Here is a 19,648-nt window from a genome sequence, read left to right as displayed (position 1 = left end):
GACCATGACGACGACACGGACGCTGGGACGCAGCGGCATCACGGTGAGCGCTATCGGAATGGGGTGCTGGGCCATCGGCGGCCCGCTCTGGGGTGACGACGGGCAGCCGTTCGGCTGGGGTGAGGTGGACGACGACGAGTCGATCCGCACCATCCACCGGGCACTCGACCTCGGGGTGACCCTGTTCGACACCGCCAGCAACTACGGCGCCGGGCACAGCGAGCGGATCCTCGGTCGCGCAGTGGCCGGGCGGCGGGACAGCGTGGTGATCGCCACCAAGTTCGGCAACGTCAGCGAGGAGAGCACCCGGCGGGCGCTCGGCACCGACGCCAGCCCTGCCTTCGCGGTGCGCAGCCTGGACGAGTCGCTGCGCCGGCTCGGCACCGACTACGTCGACCTCTACCAACTGCACATCAACGAACTGCCGGTGCCCGCCGCGCTCGATCTGGTCGACACCCTGGAGGCCCTGGTCGACCAGGGCAAGATCCGCGCGTACGGCTGGAGCACAGACGACCCGTCCTCGGCAGAGGCGTTCGCGGCTGCCGGCCCGCACTGCACGGCGATACAGCACGACGAGTCGGTGCTGCGCGACAACGCGGCAGTGCTGGCGGTCTGCGACAAGCACGACCTGGCCAGCCTCAACCGTGGGCCGTTGGCGATGGGGCTGCTCACCGGGTCGACCCGCGCGGTCGGGGCCGACGATGTGCGCGGACGGGCGCCGGATTGGCTGGAGTGGTTCACCGACGGCCGACCGACGCCACGCTGGGCGGCCCGGGTCGACCAGGTCCGCGAGGCGCTCACCGCCGACGGCCGCACCCTGGCGCAGGGCGCGCTCGGCTGGCTGCTGGCGCGCAGCCCCCGTACCGTGCCGATCCCCGGCCTACGCACTGTCGCCCAAGCCGACGAGAACCTGGCCACACTGGAGCGTGGACCGCTGAGCCCCGAGTCCTACGCCGAGGTGGAGCGCCTCCTCACCGACCTTCGTTCGGCTCCCGCGGCCTGACCGCCGGGCCGGTCCACGCCCCGGGCGTCGTCAGCGGAAGTCGTCAGCGTGCTCGACGGCCCACTGCCGGAACGTGCGCCCGGGGCGGCCGGTCACCTGCTCGACGTCCGGGGCGACCCACGCGTTGCCGTCGAGATACCGCCCCATCTCCAGGAACCACTCGATCACCTCGGCCGGATAGTCGTCCTTCCAGTACTCCCGGGCCTGCTCGGGGGTCAATTCGTCGAACCGCACCGGGCGGCCGATCGCCGCACCGATCATCTCGACCGCGTCCCGGCGCCGGACCGGCTCCGGGCCGGTCGGCTGGTAGACCTGACCGGCATGGCCGTCGTCGGTGAGCGCCGCCAGGATGACCGCGGCGATGTCCGCCTCGTGGACCAGGGCGCTGTTCCAGTCACCGAACGGCGCGCGGACCACCCCCTCGGCCCGGATGGCGGGGGCCCAGTCCCGAGTGTTCGCCATGAACTCGCCGGGAAACACGTGTGTCCACTCCAGACCCGAGTTCTCGATCGCCCGGTGCAGCGGCCGGTGCGGGGCCTCGAGCGGGTCGTCGTCGGCTCGGCTCGGATCGTTGTGACCGAGGTGGGTGACCCGGCGGACCCCGGCCTTCCGGGCCAGTTCCAGGATCTCCGCCCCGGTGCTCAGCGGTCCGTACCCATCCATGGCGACCAGGTGCATGCGCGTCACGCCGCGCAGCGCCGGCGCCAGCGTGTCGGGCCTGGCGAAGTCGCCCGCCAGCACCTCCACGCCGCTGGGCAGCGCGGCGGCCGCCGGCGACGCGGGATCGCGGGTCAGTGCGCGTACGTCGTGGCCGGCGGCCACCAGTTGCCGGACCAGGCTGCCTCCGACGGTTCCGGTCGCTCCGGTCACCAGGATCGGCATGGTTCCTCCTCGGCTGTCGCCCGACGGCGGGCACGGTGAGTCGACCCCGCCAAACGGGGGCACTCTCGGATGGCTCATGGTCAGCCAGATCGATGCCGGAAAGCAATCGCGAACACCGCATTCACGTTCGCTCTGACCTGTGCAAACGCGACCGGCCCCGAATGCGCGCGGCAGCCCTTTTTCGTACCCGGAACAGCCGTTGACCTGCGTTTTCCGCGCTTCTCGGCGGTCCGCGCAATTTTTCGTCGCCGGTACGTCCCGCAGCCGGCGCGTTGGCCGCGCCGCGCATCCGCCGGCGCCGTCGTGAACGAAGATGGGGGTATGCGGATCCTTCTGGCCGGCGCGTCCGGCTTCCTCGGCACCCGGCTGGCCGACCGGCTCGCGGCGGACGGGCACCAGATCACCCGGCTGGTCCGTCGGTCGCCGCGCGACTCGCAGGAGCGTCGGTGGGACCCGGCCGCCGGGCAGCTCGACCCGGCCGTGGTCGCCGAGGCCGACGCCGTGGTCAACCTGGCCGGCGCGGGCGTCGGCGACAAACGCTGGAACGACGACTACCGCCGGTTGATCCGCACCAGCCGGGTGGACAGCACCACCACGCTGGCGACCACCATCGCCGGGCTGCCCGCCGCGGACCGACCCCGGGTGCTGCTCAACTCATCGGCGGTCGGCTGGTACGGCAACACGGGCGACCGGGCGGTCGAGGAGGACGCGCCGGCCGGCGAGGGCTTCCTGGCCGACGTCTGCCGGGTGTGGGAGGCCGCGACCCGGCCCGCCGAGGACGCCGGGGTACGCGTGGTCCGGCTGCGTACCGGTCTGCCGCTGGACCGCGACGGCGGGCTGCTCAAGCCGCAGCTGCTGCCGTTCAAGCTGGGCATCGCCGGCCGGCTGGGCAGCGGCCGGCAGTGGCTGCCGTGGATCTCGATGGCCGACTGGCTGAACGCGACCCGCTTCCTGCTGGACCACGACGAGGTCGCCGGCCCGGTGAACGTGGTGGGGCCGAACCCGGTGACGAACGTCGAGTTCACCCGCGAGCTGGCCCGGCAGCTGCACCGCCCGGCGATCATCCCGATCCCCGCGCTGGCGCTCAAGGTGGTCCTCGGCGGCTTCGCCCACGAGGCCCTCACCAGCACCCGGGTCCTCCCCGGAGTCCTGGCGAGAGCCGCCTACCCCTACCAGCACCCCACCCTCCCCGCCGCCCTGAAAGCGGCCCTGACAACCCCCTAACCCGCGTCGCGCTCCCGCCCACGTGGCGGGCCGGCATGATCGACTCGGCTTCCTTGATGTCGGGGCATCCCGGCGTCCCGGATGCCCCGACTTCCGTGAACAGGAGTGGATCATGGACCTCGCCGACGCCCCAACGCAGTTGATCAAGAGGTTTGCGTCATCCGAAGGCCGGAATCTGACGCAAACCTCTTGATCAACACGGGTGTCGGTGCGGGGTGGAGCCCTCGCTCAGCAGCCGATTACCCAGTGGTTGGGGGCGGTCTGCTTGAGGGCGCTGGTGTAGAAGGTGTTGTACAGGCCCATGCGCTGGTTGGAGCCGTTGGCGTAGGCGTAGCCGCCGGACTGGTACGCCCGACCGGCCGCCACATGCGCGTAGTTGCTGGCCGTCACGCAGGTCGGCGGCGTGGTCGGGGTGACCGTCGGGGTCGGCGTGGGGGTGAGGGTGGCCGTCGGGGTCGGGGTCGGGTTGGTTCCGCCGCCGTTCAGACCGAAGAAGAGCGCGTCACGGTACGTCGAGCAGATGGTGTCCAGGAAGTACGCGCCAGCGGTGCCGCACTGCTCGGCCGCCGAGCCCGGGTCGACCGGGGTGCCATGGCCCATCCCGGAGACCCGGTAGAGCCGCACGTCGTCGTTGCCGTACACCTCGAGGCTGGTGTTGGCGGGCAGCGACGAGGTGCTGGTCGGGGTCTGCGACACGCCCCGCACGTTGGTCCACTGGTCGCGGGACTCGGTGCCGTTGAGCGGGGTGACAGTGGTGTCCGAGGTGCCGTGCCAGATGGCCACCCGGGGGCGCGGGCCGGTGTAGCCGGAGTACGCGCCACGGACCAGGTCGCCCCAGGCGGCCGGGGTCTTGTCCGCACCCGGGTTCATGCAGCTGAACGCATTGACCATGCTGGTGGCGCAGCGGTACGGGATGCCCGCGATGATCGATCCGGCAGCGAAGACGTCCGGGTAGGTGGCCAGCATGACAGCGCTCATCGCCCCACCGGCGGAGAGTCCGCTGACGTAGACCCGGGAGCCGTTCACCGCGAAGTTCGCCTTGGCGTGGTCGACCATCTGCTTGATGGACAGCGCCTCGCCCTGACCCCGGGTGGTGTCGCCCGCCTCGAAGAAGTTGAAGCAGGAGTTGGCGTTGTTGCCGGAGGGCTGCTGGGCGACGATCAGGGCGAACTTCCACTGGTCGGCGTACTTCTGCCAGCCGGAGTTGGCGAAGTAGCCGGAGGCGTTCTGGGTGCAGCCGTGCAGCAGGACGACGGCCGGGGAGTTGGCCGGCAGGCCGTCCGGCCGGTAGGCGTACATGGCGAGGTTGCCGGGGTTGGAGCCGAACCCGGTCACCTGGGTGAGCGTGGCGGCCTGGGCTGGTGCGGCGACGGCGACCGCGCCCGCTACGGCGAGGGCGAGCCCGGCGACCGCACCGAGCAGCCGGGTGAGGGTGGACGAGGAGCGGCGCACGGCGGCCTCCTGAGGGGGCGGACTGTGAACTGGGTCACGGTCGAGTTGCCGTGACGTTACGACGATGTGTCGCCGCTATGACATGGGGCACACTCACACATTCACGACGGACGCTGTGTACGTCAAACCGTCGACGTGGTGGGCCGAATCCGTCCCCAACGGTCCCGTCCTTGCAGGTCTGACCGGCCCGTCCAGGTCCGGTTGGTAACGTCCGCTGCGTGCCGTCCTCCCCGTCGCTGGCCACCGGGCCCGCACCCGCGTCACCGCCGCGCGCCGTCCGGGACCGCCGGGCCGACCTGATCGTCGTGCTGGTGGCGCTCGCGCTCGCCGTCTGGGTGACCAGTGGGCTGTGGCGGGACCCGAACGTCCGCACGATCACCGTCAACTCCAGCGACCAGGCGCTGTTCGAATGGCTGCTGGCCTTCGGCGGGCACGCGGTCACCCACTGGGACAACCCGCTCTTCACCTACCTGATCAACGTCCCGGACGGCGTGAACCTCGCGGTGAACACGACAATCACTGTGTACGCGGTGGTCTTCGCTCCGCTCACGTACCTGATCGGGCCGCCGGCGACGTTCCTGGTGATCCTCACCCTGAACCTGCTCGCCACCGCCCTGGTCTGGTACTGGCTGCTCTCCCGGCACCTGGTCCGCAGCCGGCTGGCCGCCGGGGTCGGCGCCCTGTTCATCGCCTACTCCCCCGGCATGGTGTCGCACGCCAACGCGCACCTGAACTGGACCGCCGGTTGGCTGGTGCCGCTGCTGATCTGGCGGCTGTTCGCGCTGCGCCGCGCCGGGCACTGGCTGCGCGACGGGCTGATCCTCGGCGTGCTGGTCGCGGTGGCCTTCTCGATCGCCGCCGAGGGGCTCTTCTTCACCGCGCTGGCGCTGGGGGTGTTCGTCGCCATCTGGGCGCTGCACCCGGCCAACCGGGTGGAGGCCCGCGCCGCGCTGCCCAACTTCCTTCGCGGGCTCGGGGTGACCGCAGTGGTCGCCGGGGTGCTGCTGTCGTACCCCCTGTGGTTGCACTTCGCCGGGCCGCAACGGTTCCACGGCACCGGCTTCGACCCGGTCATCCACTCCGAGGACATCGCGGCGTTCGCCGCCTTCCCGCGCCGCTCGCTGGCCGGCGAGGCCGGACTGGGCACCTCGCTGGCGCCGAACCCGACCGAGGAGAACTCGTTTTTCGGCATCCCGCTGCTGGTGCTCACAGTGGTCTGTTTCGTCGTGCTCTGGCGGCGCGCCGACCCGCACCGCCGGGCCACCCTCTGGGCGCTGGGCGCCCTCGCGCTGATCTTCACGGTGCTCTCCTTCGGGCCCGTCGCCAAGGTCGACGGCCGACGCACCGATCTGCCCATGCCGTTCGACCTGGTCGGACAACTGCCGGTGGTGAACGCCGCGCTACCGGCCCGGCTGGCGCTGGTTGTCGCGCCGGTGGTCGGGCTGTTGCTGGCGTACGTCGTCGACCAGTTGCGCGCCGCACCACCCCGGCACCGCTCCACGGAGCTGGCCTGGCTGCTCGGTTTCGCGGTGGCCCTGGTGCCGCTGCTGCCCACCCCGCTGCTGACCGACGAGCGGGAGCCGATCCCGCGCTTCATCACCTCCGGCACGTGGCGGGACTACGTCTCACCCGACGGGGTGCTGACCCCGGTGCCGCTGACTGTGGACATCTACCCGGACGGCCAGCGCTGGCAGGCGTACGCGTTGTCGCACCGGCAGGGCGAGTTCGCCATCCCGGGTGGCTTCTTCCTCGGCCCCGGCGGGCCGGACGGGCGGGGCCGGATCGGCCCGGTGCCGCGCACGCTGAGCGCGTTGATGGACCAGGCCGGGCGCACCGGGCTGGTCCCCATCGTCACCGACGGGACGATCCGGGAGGTCCAGTCGGACCTGCGGCACTGGCGCATCGAGACTGTGGTGCTCGCCGACGAGGTGCACGGCGCGAAGTTCGAGGTCGACGAGGGGGCGCTGCTGCGTACCGGCACCGCCCTGTTCGGTGAGCCGCAACGGGTCGACGACGTCTGGCTCTGGCGCATCCCCCCTGCCGATCGGTAGACAGCGACGCGGCCAGCCGGGGCATCACGACCGGCCGCCATCGCGTCTAATGGGCCGATGAAATTGACCGGCGGGCGATTGCGGCGTGCCGCCGTGGCCGGGTTCGCGCTGGGGCTCGTCGCGCTCGGCGCGCCACCCGCCACGGCCACGACCAGCAGCTGAACGACCCGGAGAAGCCCGACGACCTGCTCGTCGTCGACCCGTACCAGGGCACCGAGCGGGTCATCGACATCGGCACCTTCGCCGCGCACACCGCAGCGGCCTGGTCACCCGGTGGCGACCTGGTGGCGGTCACCGGCTGGCCGGACGTGCCGGCCCAACTCGCCGAGCGCCAACGACTGGTGGTCGTCGACCCGGCGGGTGGCGGCCCTCGTTGGCAGGTCGACCTGGGCGACCGGCGGATGCTGGCCGGCCCGGCCGCCTGGCCTCCCGACGGCCGGCGGCTCGCGCTGCTCGCCTTCGACGGCTGCGCCGGGCCCCGACCAACCTGATGGTGCCGGGCGACCTGCTGACCGGGGCCGCGTTCGGTGGGTCGGAGCCCCGGCCGTCGCCGTTCGCCGCCCCGCTCTGGGTCCACCTGACGCTGGGCGTGCCGACGCTGCTCGCGGTCGCTCTCGTCGTCCGCCATCTGCGCCGCCGTCGCTCGGCCGCCCCGGCACCGAGCGACTGAGGTCGGGCGAGTCTCGGCGGGCCCGCCCGGTGAGGCGGCTCACCAGGGATGATCGCCGTTAGCGGGACTAGGCTGGTTGCCGTGACGACGACGACCCCCGGCCTGACGGCCGTCCGTGCCGGCCTGCTCGACTACCAGGCCGCCTGGGACGAGCAGCGGCGCCTGCACGAGTCGGTGGTGGCTGGCGAGCGCGGCGACACAGTGCTGCTGCTGGAGCACCCGAGCGTCTACACCGCGGGCAAGCGCACCGAACCGTGGGACCGACCCATGGACGGCACTCCGGTCGTCGACGTGGACCGCGGCGGCAAGATCACCTGGCATGGGCCGGGGCAGCTCGTCGGCTACCCGATCCTGCGCCTGCCCGACCCGGTGGACGTGGTCGCCTACGTGCGTCGGACCGAAGAGCTGCTCATCGACGTGTGCGCCGAGTTCGGGCTGACCGCCGGCCGGGTCGAGGGACGCAGCGGGGTCTGGGTGCCCGAGGACGAGCGGGGGCCGGCCCGCAAGGTGGCGGCCATCGGCATCCGGGTGGCCCGGGGCGTCACCCTGCACGGCTTCTCGATCAACTGCGACTGCGACCTGACGTACTTCGACCGGATCGTGCCGTGCGGCATCCGGGACGCGGGCGTCACCTCGCTCACCGCCGAGCTGGGCCGCCCGATCAGCGTCGCCGACGTGCTGCCGGTGGTCGAGCGCCGACTCTCCACCCTCGTCACGATCTGAGACCCGGCCGCGCGCCGCGGTGACCGACGGTCGGCCTACCCTCGGTCGGTGCAGATCGATCTTGTTACCGTCGTCGTCAGCGAGTACGACCCGGCCATCGCCTTCTTCACCGACGTCCTCGGCTTCGAGCTGGCCGAGGACACCCCGTCGCTGACCAACGACGGGCGGCCGAAGCGCTGGGTGGTGGTCCGCCCGCCGGGTGGCGGCACCGGGCTGCTGCTGGCCCAGGCCGACGGTGAGCGGCAGGAGTCCGCGGTAGGCGACCAGACCCACGGCCGCGTCGGGTTCTTCCTCCAGGTCGACGACTTCGACGCCACCTACCGCCGGATGGTCGAGATGCACGTCGAGTTCGTCAGGCCGCCACGCACCGAGCCGTACGGCCGGGTCGCCGTCTTCCGCGACATCGCCGGCAATCTCTGGGACCTGCTCGGCCGCGCCTGAGCCCCCGCCGACCCTCTCCCCGATCGAGTGGGCCGGCGGGGCGCACCTCCTAGGGCGTCAGGCGGTGCAGGTCACGCGGGAACGCGGTGACCTCCCGGACGTTCGCCGCGCCGACCAGCCGGGCCACGAACCGTTCCAGGCCGATGGCGAAGCCACCATGCGGTGGCATGCCGTGCCGGAACGCGTCCAGGTAGCCGGCGTACGGCTCGACCGGCTCACCCCGGGCCGCCAACGCCGCCAGGTAGTCGGCGTGCCGGTGCAGCCGCTGCCCGCCGGTGACCAGCTCCAGGCCACGGAAGAGCAGGTCAAACCCGTTCGAGTACGCGGGCCGCGTCGGGTCCGGGTGGGTGTAGAAGGGTCGCTTCGCCATCGGGTAGCCGGTGACGAAGAGGAAGTCCGACCCGTGTTCGCGCACTGCCCACTCGCCCAGCGCCCGTTCGTGGGCGGGCGCGAGGTCCGGCTCGTCGGCGGGCGCGCCGGCGATCGTCAGCGCCTCGGTGAAGTGCACCGCCGGGATCTGCGCCGGCACCTGCGGCGGTGTGACGTCGAGCGTCGCCAGGGCGTCGCCGGCCCGCCCGCTCACCGCGTCCAGCATCCCGGCCACTGTGTCGCGCAGCACGCGCATCACGTCCCGGTGGTCGGTGACGAAGCCCAGCTCCGCGTCGAGCGACGTGTACTGGGCGAGGTGCCGGACGGTGTCGTGCGGTTCGGCCCGGAAGACCGGCCCCACCTCGTAGACGCGTTCGAAGACGCCGACCATCAGCTGCTTGTAGAACTGCGGCGACTGGGCCAGGTAGGCGGGTCGGCCGAACCAGTCCAGCGCGAACACGTTCGCCCCGCTCTCGGTGCTGGAGCTGACCACCTTCGGCGTGTGGACCTCCACGAAGTCCTGGGCGTCGAGTGCGGCCCGGAACCCGGCCACCGCGGCCGCCGAGATCCGCAGCGCGGCCGACCGGGTGGGGTGCCGCAGCGCGGTGGGCGCGTTGTCCAGCTGGGTGGGCAGGCTCGCGGTGAGTGCCGGCCGGTACAGGTCGAACGGTGGCGGCACGGCGGGCGACCCGAGGGGACGTACCGTCGGGTCGGTCAGCTCGACCCCGGCGGGCGCCGTGCCGTTCGCGGTGGCCGTCGCGGTGACCTCGACGACCGTCTCCTCGGTGAGTTTCTCCAGCTCGGCGCGGACGGCCGGGTCGGTGACGACCACCTGGGCCAGGCCGGTGGCGTCGCGCACGATCAGGAAGGCCACCGACTTGAGCAGTCGGCGGCGGTGCACCCAGCCGGCGATCCGCACTGTCGTGCCGATCCTGGCGGGCAGGTGCTGGGACAGGGTTCGTTGCATGGCGGGCTGCTCCTCGGTCGATCGCCACGCCGTCGCCGCCCTGGGGTGGCGAAAGCGTCGCATCAGCCCCAGGGAGGTGTGGGCGAGCGGGAACCTCGCGGTGCCACCACACCTTCACCCCCGCCGAAGCGGGGGCCTCGTTCGTCGCCTGATGACCGGGGCCAGCCGGGCGGGCTCTACTGGGCGCGGATGACCCGCGGCCGTTCTTCCCGCAGCTCGGGAGGGTCTTCGCGCCCCGGCGCCAGACCGCCTCTCAGCACCGGCGGCTCTCTGCACTGGCGGGTCGGGGCACTACTCGGCTCCGTCGTCGCTGTTGCCGGGGACCGTAGCACCCGATTCCCCCGTCTGTGACGCCCTTTTCCGACCGGCCGGTGTCCGGCGTCACAACGTTCGGGGCGTGACGCCGGTCGCCTGACGCACATAGACACCCGCCGTCCGGCGTAGGCTCATTTTCGTGACGATCGAGCACTCCGCGCCGACGACCGGCCAGGCAGCGCGCACCGCAACGGCGGCCCCCGAGGGGCGACGCCTGCTGCGGATCGAGGCGCGCAACGCCGAGACGCCGATCGAGCGCAAACCGCCATGGATCAAGGTCAAGGCCAAGATGGGCCCGGAGTACACCCAGCTGCGCGGGCTCGTCTCGCGCGAAGGGCTGCACACCGTCTGCCAGGAGGCCGGCTGCCCCAACATCTACGAGTGTTGGGAAGACCGGGAGGCGACCTTCCTCATCGGCGGTGACCAGTGCACCCGGCGCTGCGACTTCTGCCAGATCGACACCGGCAAGCCGGCCGAGTTCGACGCCGACGAGCCGCGTCGGGTCGCCGAGTCGGTGGTCTCGATGGGGCTGCGGTACGCCACCATCACCGGTGTCGCCCGCGACGACCTGCCCGACGGCGGCGCCTGGCTGTACGCCGAGACCGTGCGACAGATCCACGCCCTCCAGCCCGGCTGCGGCGTCGAGCTGCTGATCCCGGACTTCAACGCCGTCCCCGAGCAGTTGGCCGAGGTCTTCAGCTCCCGCCCCGAGGTGCTGGCCCACAACGTGGAGACAGTGCCGCGCATCTTCAAGCGCATCCGGCCGGCGTTCCGCTACGACCGCTCGCTGGACGTGATCCGCCAGGCCCGCGCCGACGGCCTGGTCACCAAGAGCAACCTCATCCTGGGCATGGGCGAGGAGCGGGCCGAGGTGTCGCAGGCGCTGCGCGACCTGCACGAGGCCGGCTGCGAGCTGATCACCATCACCCAGTACCTGCGCCCCTCCCCCCGGCACCACCCGGTGACCCGCTGGGTCAAGCCGGAGGAGTTCGTGGAGCTGCGCGAGGAGGCCGAGGAGATCGGCTTCGCCGGGGTGATGAGCGGGCCGCTGGTGCGTTCGTCGTACCGGGCCGGTCGGCTCTACAAGCAGGCCATCGACGCCCGCGCCGCCGCCTCGGTCGCCACCGCCAGCTGACGTCGCCGGCAGCGCCGCGCGGCCGTTCGGCGCCCGGGTGTCATGATCCTGTGATGACCGTCGGCGTACGCGAGCAGCCGCGCGGCGCGGACTCGCCCCGCCCGCGACCCGGCGCACGCCCCGGCCTGGTCGGTTGGCTCACCGGGTTGGCGGTGCTCGCCGGGGTGGGTTACCGGCTCTGGCTGCTGGTGCACGCCGCCCCGCCGACCAACAGCGACGAGGCCACCATGGGGTTGGCCGCGCTGCACATCGCCCGGGGCGAGGGCTTCCCGGTCTGGTTCTACGGCCAGCAGTACATGGGCACGCTGGAGGCGTACCTGGCCGCGCCGGTGTTCGCCCTCGCCGGTGGGCCGTCGCTGCTCGGGCTGCGCCTGCCCACGCTGGCCCTGTACGCGCTGTTCCTGCTGCTGGCCTGGCGGTTGACGCTGCGGCTGACCGGGGACCGGTGGTTCGGGCTGCTGATGGTGGCACTGCTGGCCCTCGGCTCCGACCGGATCGTCAAGAACCAGCTGATCGCCGGCGGCGGCTACCCCGAGATGAACGCCGCCGGGGCGGCGCTGGCCCTGCTCGCCGTGGATCTGGCCACCGATCGGCCGGGGCGGCGACGGGCCGACGCCGGGCGATCCGACGGGCCGACGGCCGACGCCGGGCGACCCGGCCGGCGGTTGGCGCGCTGGGCCGGGTGGGGATTCCTGGCCGGGCTGATGATCTGGGTCGACCCGCTCGTGCTGCCGTACGTCGCGGCTACCGGCGCGGTTCTCGTCGGGTTCTGCCGCCGGGAGCTGTGGGGTGCCGCTGGGGCGCTGCTCGGGGCGGCGGCCGTGCTGGGGGCGGCTCCACTGCTGGTGCACAGCCTGCTGACCGGGCACAACCCGCTGCACGCCGTGCTCGCGGCCGGCGGTGCGAACGCCACAGCGGGCTGGCCGGACCGGCTGCACGGCGGCCTGGTGCTCGGCCCGCCGCTGGGCATGGGCTTCTGCGCTCCCGGCCAGTGCGCCACCTGGCAACTGTGGTGGGCGCTCGCCCTGCCGCTGCTGCTGGCCATCACCGCCGGCACCGCCTGGCGGGCCCTGCGCACCTCCGAACCGGACCCGGCTGGATCTGCCGCTGTCGGCCCCGATGTTGTCTCGCCCCGGGTGGCGGCGGCGACCCGGCTGGCGCTCGTGCTGGCCGCGGTGGCCACAGTCGGCGCGTACACGGTGAGCAGTTCCGCCGGGCTCACCCCGGTGGAGAGTTCCCGCTACCTGTCCTGCCTGCTCATCTCCCTTCCGGCGTTGCTCTGGCCGGTGTGGGAGGCGGCCCGGCACGGGTTGCGTCCGGCGGCGACCGGCCGGCGCGGCGTCGGGTCGACGCTGGCCCGGTCGGTAGCTGTGGTGTTGCTCGCGGCCACGCTGGGCACCGCCGCCCACGCCACCTGGCGGGCAGCGCAGACCGTCCCGGCGACCCGGGCCGCCGAGGCCCGGCACACCGAGTTGGTGAGCACCCTGCGTCAGCTCGGCGTACGGCACGTGCGCGCCGGCTACTGGACCTGCAACCGGCTCACCTTCGCCAGCGCGGAGCAGGTGGTCTGCGCCGTCGTCGACGACACCCTGCGCCCCGGGTTCGACCGCTACCCCGCGTACCGGCGGGAGGTGGACGGCGCTGCGGCACCGGCCTGGGTCGCGCCGGCCGGCTCGCCGCTGGCGGAGGTGCTCGACGAGCGGCAGCGATCGACACCGGGCAGCCTCGACCTGGTCACCATCGAGGGCTGGCGCATCTACCTGCCGCGCTGACCTCGGCGGTGCACGTCAGCGCGGCGTCCCGGTGCTCTCGTCAGCGCGGCGCGGCGGCCTCGGTGAGCAGGCCGAGGCGGTGGGCCAGGGCGGCGGCCTCCACCCGGTTGGTCACACCCAGCTTCGCGATGATCCGGGAGACGTGCACGCTTGCCGTCTTCGGTGAGATGAACAGCTGCTCGGCGATCCGGCTGTTGCTGTGCCCCTCGGCCACCAGGCGCAGCACCTCCCGCTCCCGAGCGGTCAGCAGGTCCGCGCCGGCCCCGCGTCCGGCACCACGCAGGCCGACCCGCCGCGCCAGGGTGGCGGCCGCCTCGACCAGCGGGGTCGCGTCCAGCCGCCGGCCGATCTCGGTGGCCTCGGTGACCGCCGCCGCCGTCTCGTCGCGTTCCCCGGCCGCGGCGGTCGCCTCGGCCAGCGCCAGCAGGGCCCTGCCCAACGGGTAAGGCTGCCCGTCGGCCCGCCACGCGTCGACCGCCGCACGCCACGCCGGCAGCGCCTGGTCGCCGACCGCGAGCAGCGCGGTGACCTGGGCGGCGTGCGCACGGGCCGCCGGGTGCCGCGCCGGCAAATCGGTGGCGAGCGCCGCCACCGCGGCTGCCAACTCCCGGTCACCCACCCGGGCCGCGGTACGCGCGGCGGCGCCAAGCACCGGCCACCCCTCCCGGGGAAGCTGCGGCAGGCTCTCGTCGGCCACCGCGACGCGGGCCGCCCGTACCGCCTCGACCTTGTCGTCCGCGGCCAGCGCCGCCTCGATCGCCAACTCGTGCAGGGGCAGGCGGTGGTTCGGCCACAGGTACGGCCGGTTGAGGAAGGTGAGCGCCCGGTCGACCAGTTCGTCGGCGCCCGGATGGGCGCGGGCCAGCCGCAGCCCGGCGCCCAACTGGAGCCAGTGCAGCCCGGTGACACCGGACAGGTCGATCCGGGCTGCCTCCGCGCAGACCGCCTCGGCCTCGTCCCACCGACCGAGCGCGATGAGCGCCTCGGCCCGGTTGGAGAGCAGGTACGCCCCGGTGGAGCGGCTGATCCCCACCCGTCGCGCCTCGGCCACGCCGGCCTCGGCGGCCTGCGCCGACTCGGCGTAGCGGCCCAGCTCGCAGAGCACGTCCGACTGGTACACCCGGGCGAGCACCAGGGCCGTGGCGTCCCCGGACTCGCGGACGACGGCTTCGGCCTGGCTCAGCTCGGCCAACCCCCGCTCCAGGTCCCGCTGGCCATGGCAGAGCAGGGCGATCCGCGTGTGCAGCAGCGCCAGGTCCTCGCCGAATGCCTCGCCGTCCACGGCAGCCTCGGCAGCCACCCGGGCCGCCTGCTTGGGGTCGATCTTGACCAGGTGCGCGGCGATGTCGGCGAGCAGCCGAACCCGCGCCACGTCACGGGGGCCGCCGGCGGCCAGCCGGTACGCCTCATTCAGCTCCTGGCGACCGTCACTCTTGCCGAGCAGGGCCATCAGCCGACCCCGCTGGTTGAGCAGGCGGGCAGCGCGCAGCGGTGCGGCGTCGGCGTCCACCTCGGCCAGGCCGGCCCGGGTCAGCGTGATGGCGCGGCTGAAATCGCCGGCCGTGACCGCCGCGGCCAGCGTCTGCTCCAGCAACGCCAGGTGATCCATGCCGAGCAGGTCGGCGGCGTCCGGCACCAACTCCCACAGCTCCAGCGCCCGCTCCAGCAGTCGGCGCTGCTCGGCGTACGCGTACCGGTCGGCAGCGGCGCACGCGGCGGCTCGGGCGGCGACGAGGGCCCTCGGGTGGTTGTGCGCGGCGTACCAGTGGTGGGCGATCTCGGCCGGGGCCCGGCCGGCGGCCACCAGGTGCGGCTGGGCCTCGATGGCGGCGGCGAAGCGGGCGTGCAGCCGGGCATGTTCACCGGGCAGCAACTCGTCGTGCACGGCCTCGCGGACCAGCGCGTGGCGGAACTCGTAGTCACCGTCCCGGTCGGCCACCACCAACTGGGCGGCGACGGCGGCGCGCAACGCGTCCTCCAGCTCGGCCTCGGGCAGCCCGGCGACCTCGGCGAGCAGGTCGTGGGCGAAACGGGTGCCGCCGGCGGCGGCGATCCGCAACACCCGCTGGGTCGGCTCGGGGAGCCGGTCCACCCGGGCCAGCAGCAGGTCACGCAGCGTCTCGGGGAGCGCCGCGCAGCCGATCGGGTCACCGGCGACGGCCAACTCCTCGATGAAGAAGGGGTTGCCCTGGGTGCGGTCGTGGACATCGTCGACGGCACGGGCGAGCGGCTCGGTGCCGAGCAGGTCGGCGAGGATCGCGGCGGTGCCGTCGCGGTCCAGGCGACCCAGCTCGACCCGCTCCACGCCCCGCGCCCGATCCAGCTCGGCGAGGAACGGGCGTAACGGGTGCCCGCGCTGCAACTCGTCGGTGCGGTAGGTGCAGACCAGCAGCAGCCGACCCGGCCTCGCCGCCCGGACGAGGAAGCCGATGAGGTCGCGGGTGGAACGGTCGGCCCAGTGCAGGTCCTCGATGATCAGGACCAGTGGGCGGGCATCGGCCAGCCGCTGGAACAGCTCGGCGACCAGGTCGAACAGGTAGCCGCGCGGGGCGTCGCTGAGCGGGACGGCACGCGGGGTGGCCAGCGTCGCGGAGGCGCGGCCCAGCTCCGGCAGGAGCGGGGCGAACTCCGCCTCGTAGCCGGCGAAGACCTCGGGGCCGTCGGCGCGGAGCACAGCGCGCAACGCGGCGGCGAACGGCGCGAACGGCAGGCCCGCCTCGCCCAGCTCCAGGCACTGGCCGACGAGCACCCGCGCCGCGCCGTCGGTGGCCCAGCCGGCGAACTCCTCCAGCAGCCGGGTCTTACCGACGCCCGCCTCGCCGCCGACCAGCACCGTGGTCGGCTCCCCGGCCCGCGCCCGGCCCAGCGCGTCCCGCAGCGCTGCGGTCTCGCTGTGGCGTCCGACGAGGACGGAGCTGGCGGCGCGTACTGTCACGTGTTCGAGCATGCCATGGCGGCCCGCCCCGCCGGCCCCGCCGATCGGCCGGCGGCCGGACGGCGGGGTCGGATCGGGTCGGGCCGCCAGCCCAACGGGCGCGGCGGACGTGGCAGCCACGCCGGGCCCGCCGGACGTGGCGGCCGTGCCGGGCACGCCGGACGTGGCAGCCAGGCTGGGCCCGCTGGACGTGGCGGCCGTGCTGGGCGCTGTCACCGGCGGGCGTCGCCGGTGCGACCGGCCTGCCTGCGCCGGCCCAACCACCCGCGGCTGACCGGACGGGACAGCGACCGGGCGAGCCGGTCCGCGGCCGCGTCGGCGCGCAGCTCGGCGGCGTGGGTACGGTGCAGGGTGAGCAGGAAATCTGCGTCGTTGCCGAACATGTCGGGCTCCTTCGTGGCGTCGTCGTCTTCTGCTGACGACTCTTCGCGCGAAGGCCCCAACCGGGCATGGGCATGGCGCCTCATCTTCCCCGCCCGCAGCCTCCTTACCCGGCCGCTCCGGGCGCGTACGGCGACGTAAGGTACTCAGCTGCCCCGGCACCCGGACGCGGATCAACCGGGCCGGCGGCGACCACTAGACTCTGCGGCATGGCAAAGCCCCAGGAGAAGGTCTCGTTCGGCCAGCGGCTGAAGCAGATCGGGATGGTGTTCCAGTTCACCGCCAAGCAGGACCGGTGGTTCGCGCCGTTGGTCGCCGCAGCGGTGCTGCTCCCGCTCGCGCTCACCGTGGTCGCGGTCATCCTCTGGGGCTGGATCTGGCTGCCGCTGGGCATCCTGTTCATCCTGCTCGCGGTGCTGATCGTGCTCAACCTGCGGTCCAACAAGGCGATGATGAACGCCGCCGAGGGGCAACCCGGCGCGGCGGCGCAGATCATGGAGAACATGCGCGGCGACTGGCGGGTGACCCCTGCGGTCAGCTCGACCACCCAGATGGACATGGTCCACCTGGTGATCGGCCGCCCGGGCGTGATCCTGCTGGCCGAGGGCAACCCGCAGCGGGTGCGCGGCCTGCTCGGCCAGGAGAAGCGGCGGCTGTCCAAGGTGATCGGCTCCGCTCCCCTGCACGACTACGTGATCGGGCAGGAGGAGGGCGAGCTGCCGATCCGCAAGCTCCGGACGACGCTGCTGCGCCTGCCCCGCGCCCTCTCCGGCAAGGACGTCAACTCGCTGGACAAGCGACTCAAGGCGCTCACCGCCCGGCCGCAGATGCCCAAGGGCGCGATCCCGAAGAACATGCGGCCGCCAGGCGCCTTCCGCCAGTCGCGGGGCCGCTGACCCCCTCAGGTGTACGTGTAAAGGAGCCGGACCCACACGGGTCCGGCTCCTTCGCGTACACCCTCATGTGCCCACCCCCGACGCGCCGCCCGCCTCGGGCCCACCTCGCCGCGCCGCCCGCCTCGGGCCAACCTCGCCGCGCCGCCCGCCTCGGGCCAACCCCGCCATGATCGTGCTCGATCCTGGATGTAGTGGCCTCGTGCGCGGCGGATGCCACTACATCCTGGATCGAGTGCGATCTTGCGGCTCGGGCGGTCCCGGACCGCGGGCTCGGGCGGTCCCGGACCGCGGGCTCGGGCGGTCCCGGACCGGCCTAGGGAGGGGTCGGCCTCAGCCTCGGGGGGCGTCGACGATGACCGAGCCGGCGATTCGGTCGTGCAGGCCGCGCCGGTGCTCGTCCATGATCAGTGCGGGGACGACCAGGGCCAGCAGCAGGCCACGGATCAGCCCCCGGAGCACGCCGATCCGGCCGCCATCGTTCCAGTTCACACAGCGGATCTTGGTGATGTACATGCCCGGCGTCTGGGCGAACAGGCCGAGGAAGATGCCGTACTCCAGGACCAGCACCAGCACCGGCGCCCAGCCGTCGCGTACCGGGTCGGCGAAGAAGTTGGACACCAGCAGGCAGAGCACCCAGTCGATGATCAGCGCACCGAACCGCTTGCCGAGGCTCGGTGGGGCGAAGGTGGGGTCGGTGGCCGGCGCTGCCGGGGCCTGCGGGTTGCTCACAGCGATCAAGGGTATCCGCGCCCGGATGAGGCGCTGCCGGGTGTCGCCACCACTGCGTGCCGATTCGGGCCAAAGGCATCAGATGTCATTACACTGGCCCAGCCGGTACGGCGTTCGCGCAGGCTGAGTGCGTGGACAGGAGCGTCGCTGACGCTCCGCGAGGGACGTAACACGGCAGAAACACTCAAGACATGGCCGGGCAACCGCTTGGCCCTAGCGTCGCCAGAAGCCTAGCCACCCCGTGGACGTGCCAGGAGGATGTGTGTTCGCCAATCCCGAGGAACTGCTGCGATACCTCAAGAACGAGGACGTGAAGTTCGTCGACGTTCGTTTCTGTGACCTGCCCGGCGTGATGCAGCACTTCAACCTGCCGGTCGAGTCCGTCAACGACGACCTCTTCACCGACGGCCTCGCGTTCGACGGTTCGTCGATCCGCGGTTTCCAGGCGATCCACGAGTCGGACATGCTCCTGCTCCCGGATGTCGCCACCGCGTTCATCGACCCGTTCCGCGCGCAGAAGACGCTCGCGCTCAACTTCTTCATCCACGACCCGTTCACCCGCGAGGCCTACAGCCGCGACCCGCGCAACGTGGCGAAGAAGGCCGAGGCGTACCTGGCGGCGAGCGGCATCGCCGACACCGCCTACTTCGGTGCCGAGGCGGAGTTCTACATCTTCGACTCGATCCGCCACGAGACCTCGGCGCACCAGTCGTTCTACTACATCGACTCGATCGAGGGCGCCTGGAACACCGGCCGCGAAGAGGCGGGCGGCAACCTCGGCTACAAGACCGCGTACAAGGGCGGCTACTTCCCCGTCCCGCCGGTCGACCACTACGCCGACCTGCGTGACTCGATCGTGCGCCGCCTCGTCGACACCGGCTTCAACGTGGAGCGCTCGCACCACGAGGTGGGCACCGCCGGCCAGTCCGAGATCAACTACCGGTTCTCCACCCTGCTGCACGCCGGCGACCAGCTCCAGCTCTTCAAGTACATCGTGAAGAACGAGGCGTGGGCCAACGGCAAGACCGCTACCTTCATGCCCAAGCCGCTCTTCGGCGACAACGGCTCCGGCATGCACACCCACCAGAGCCTCTGGCTCAACGGTGAGCCGCTGTTCTACGACGAGACCGGCTACGCCGGCCTGTCCGACATGGCCCGCTGGTACATCGGTGGCCTGCTGCACCACGCGCCGTCGCTGCTGGCCTTCACCAACCCGACGGTCAACTCGTACCGTCGCCTGGTGCCGGGCTACGAGGCGCCGGTCAACCTGGTCTACTCGCAGCGCAACCGCTCCGCCTGCACCCGCATCCCGGTGACCGGCAGCAACGCCAAGGCCAAGCGCGTCGAGTTCCGCGTTCCGGACCCGTCGGCCAACGTCTACCTGGCCTTCTCGGCCATGATGATGGCCGGCCTGGACGGCATCAAGAGCAAGATGGAGCCGCCGACGCCGATCGACAAGGACCTCTACGACCTCCCGCCGGAGGAGTGGGGCGACGTCAAGCAGGTGCCGGGCTCGCTGCCGGCCGTGCTCGACTCGCTGGAGGCCGACCACGACTACCTGCTCGACGGCGGCGTCTTCACCCCCGACCTGATCTCCACCTGGGTCGACTGGAAGCGCGCCAACGAGGTCGACCCGGTGCGCCTGCGCCCGACCCCGCACGAGTTCGCCATGTACTACGACTGCTGAGCAGTCAGATGCACGA

Annotated in this window: 17 protein-coding genes; 11 read left to right on the top strand and 6 right to left on the bottom strand. The window is 72.5% G+C overall.

What is annotated here, in order from left to right; translation table 11 throughout:
• The first annotated feature begins 4 nt into the window (after positions 1–4).
• Entirely contained in the window at positions 5–1,003 is a 999-nt protein-coding gene (locus tag NIE79_RS23225) for an aldo/keto reductase (RefSeq protein WP_238680565.1), read from the top strand.
• A gap of 30 nt (positions 1,004–1,033) precedes the next feature.
• On the opposite strand, the gene NIE79_RS23220 is transcribed toward NIE79_RS23225, so the two are convergent.
• Positions 1,034–1,885 (bottom strand): NmrA family NAD(P)-binding protein, encoded by an 852-nt coding sequence (locus tag NIE79_RS23220; RefSeq protein WP_238680564.1) that lies wholly within the window; start codon positions 1,883–1,885, stop codon positions 1,034–1,036.
• 321 nt (positions 1,886–2,206) lie between these two features.
• On the opposite strand from NIE79_RS23220, the gene NIE79_RS23215 reads away from it, so the two are divergent.
• Positions 2,207–3,109 (top strand): TIGR01777 family oxidoreductase, encoded by a 903-nt coding sequence (locus tag NIE79_RS23215; RefSeq protein WP_238680563.1) that lies wholly within the window; start codon positions 2,207–2,209, stop codon positions 3,107–3,109.
• 228 nt (positions 3,110–3,337) lie between these two features.
• Here the strand turns inward: NIE79_RS23215 and NIE79_RS23210 are convergent, their stop codons facing one another.
• Entirely contained in the window at positions 3,338–4,561 is a 1,224-nt protein-coding gene (locus tag NIE79_RS23210; protein WP_238680562.1) for an extracellular catalytic domain type 1 short-chain-length polyhydroxyalkanoate depolymerase, read from the bottom strand.
• A gap of 218 nt (positions 4,562–4,779) precedes the next feature.
• On the opposite strand from NIE79_RS23210, the gene NIE79_RS23205 reads away from it, so the two are divergent.
• The 5 genes from NIE79_RS23205 (at position 4,780) to NIE79_RS23185 (ending at position 8,446) form a co-directional block, all read left to right on the top strand.
• Positions 4,780–6,612, top strand: coding sequence for a DUF6311 domain-containing protein (locus NIE79_RS23205; protein ID WP_238680561.1), 1,833 nt, complete (start codon positions 4,780–4,782; stop codon positions 6,610–6,612).
• Positions 6,613–6,896: 284 nt separating this feature from the next.
• Positions 6,897–7,103, top strand: a complete 207-nt coding sequence (locus tag NIE79_RS23200) for a hypothetical protein (RefSeq protein ID WP_238680560.1) — start codon at positions 6,897–6,899, stop codon at positions 7,101–7,103.
• A gap of 2 nt (positions 7,104–7,105) precedes the next feature.
• Entirely contained in the window at positions 7,106–7,282 is a 177-nt protein-coding gene (locus tag NIE79_RS23195) for a hypothetical protein (RefSeq protein ID WP_238680559.1), read from the top strand.
• Between the two features lie 81 nt (positions 7,283–7,363).
• Complete coding sequence (lipB, locus tag NIE79_RS23190) at positions 7,364–8,005, top strand: lipoyl(octanoyl) transferase LipB (RefSeq protein WP_238680558.1); 642 nt, start codon at positions 7,364–7,366, stop codon at positions 8,003–8,005.
• Between the two features lie 48 nt (positions 8,006–8,053).
• On the top strand, positions 8,054–8,446 hold the full coding sequence (locus tag NIE79_RS23185; RefSeq protein ID WP_238680557.1) for a VOC family protein: 393 nt from the start codon (positions 8,054–8,056) through the stop codon (positions 8,444–8,446).
• A gap of 49 nt (positions 8,447–8,495) precedes the next feature.
• Here NIE79_RS23185 and aspS read toward each other — a convergent pair whose 3' ends face one another.
• On the bottom strand, positions 8,496–9,782 hold the full coding sequence (aspS, locus tag NIE79_RS23180; protein ID WP_238680556.1) for an aspartate--tRNA(Asn) ligase: 1,287 nt from the start codon (positions 9,780–9,782) through the stop codon (positions 8,496–8,498).
• 454 nt (positions 9,783–10,236) lie between these two features.
• Between aspS and lipA the strand changes: the two genes are divergently transcribed.
• Both lipA and NIE79_RS23170 read left to right on the top strand, forming a co-directional pair.
• Complete coding sequence (lipA, locus tag NIE79_RS23175; protein WP_091407425.1) at positions 10,237–11,232, top strand: lipoyl synthase; 996 nt, start codon at positions 10,237–10,239, stop codon at positions 11,230–11,232.
• Between the two features lie 53 nt (positions 11,233–11,285).
• On the top strand, positions 11,286–13,004 hold the full coding sequence (locus NIE79_RS23170) for a hypothetical protein (RefSeq protein ID WP_238680555.1): 1,719 nt from the start codon (positions 11,286–11,288) through the stop codon (positions 13,002–13,004).
• A 40-nt stretch (positions 13,005–13,044) separates the two neighbouring features.
• Here the strand turns inward: NIE79_RS23170 and NIE79_RS23165 are convergent, their stop codons facing one another.
• Together NIE79_RS23165 and NIE79_RS23160 are read right to left on the bottom strand one after the other, a co-directional pair.
• Entirely contained in the window at positions 13,045–15,939 is a 2,895-nt protein-coding gene (locus NIE79_RS23165; RefSeq protein ID WP_238680554.1) for a helix-turn-helix transcriptional regulator, read from the bottom strand.
• Positions 15,940–16,151: 212 nt separating this feature from the next.
• A complete protein-coding gene (locus NIE79_RS23160) occupies positions 16,152–16,322 on the bottom strand; it encodes a hypothetical protein (RefSeq protein WP_167362519.1) in 171 nt (56 codons plus the stop codon).
• A 207-nt stretch (positions 16,323–16,529) separates the two neighbouring features.
• Between NIE79_RS23160 and NIE79_RS23155 the strand changes: the two genes are divergently transcribed.
• A complete protein-coding gene (locus tag NIE79_RS23155; RefSeq protein ID WP_145779624.1) occupies positions 16,530–17,216 on the top strand; it encodes a DUF4191 domain-containing protein in 687 nt (228 codons plus the stop codon).
• Between the two features lie 330 nt (positions 17,217–17,546).
• Here the strand turns inward: NIE79_RS23155 and NIE79_RS23150 are convergent, their stop codons facing one another.
• Positions 17,547–17,945 (bottom strand): RDD family protein, encoded by a 399-nt coding sequence (locus NIE79_RS23150; RefSeq protein WP_308193212.1) that lies wholly within the window; start codon positions 17,943–17,945, stop codon positions 17,547–17,549.
• 262 nt (positions 17,946–18,207) lie between these two features.
• Between NIE79_RS23150 and glnA the strand changes: the two genes are divergently transcribed.
• Positions 18,208–19,632, top strand: coding sequence for a type I glutamate--ammonia ligase (gene glnA, locus NIE79_RS23145; protein ID WP_124822537.1), 1,425 nt, complete (start codon positions 18,208–18,210; stop codon positions 19,630–19,632).
• Positions 19,633–19,648 lie beyond the last annotated feature (16 nt).

Source organism: Micromonospora trifolii, assembly GCF_022229005.1.
In the GTDB taxonomy this organism is placed as follows: domain Bacteria; phylum Actinomycetota; class Actinomycetes; order Mycobacteriales; family Micromonosporaceae; genus Micromonospora; species Micromonospora trifolii.
This window is presented reverse-complemented; position numbering and strand designations above follow the sequence as displayed.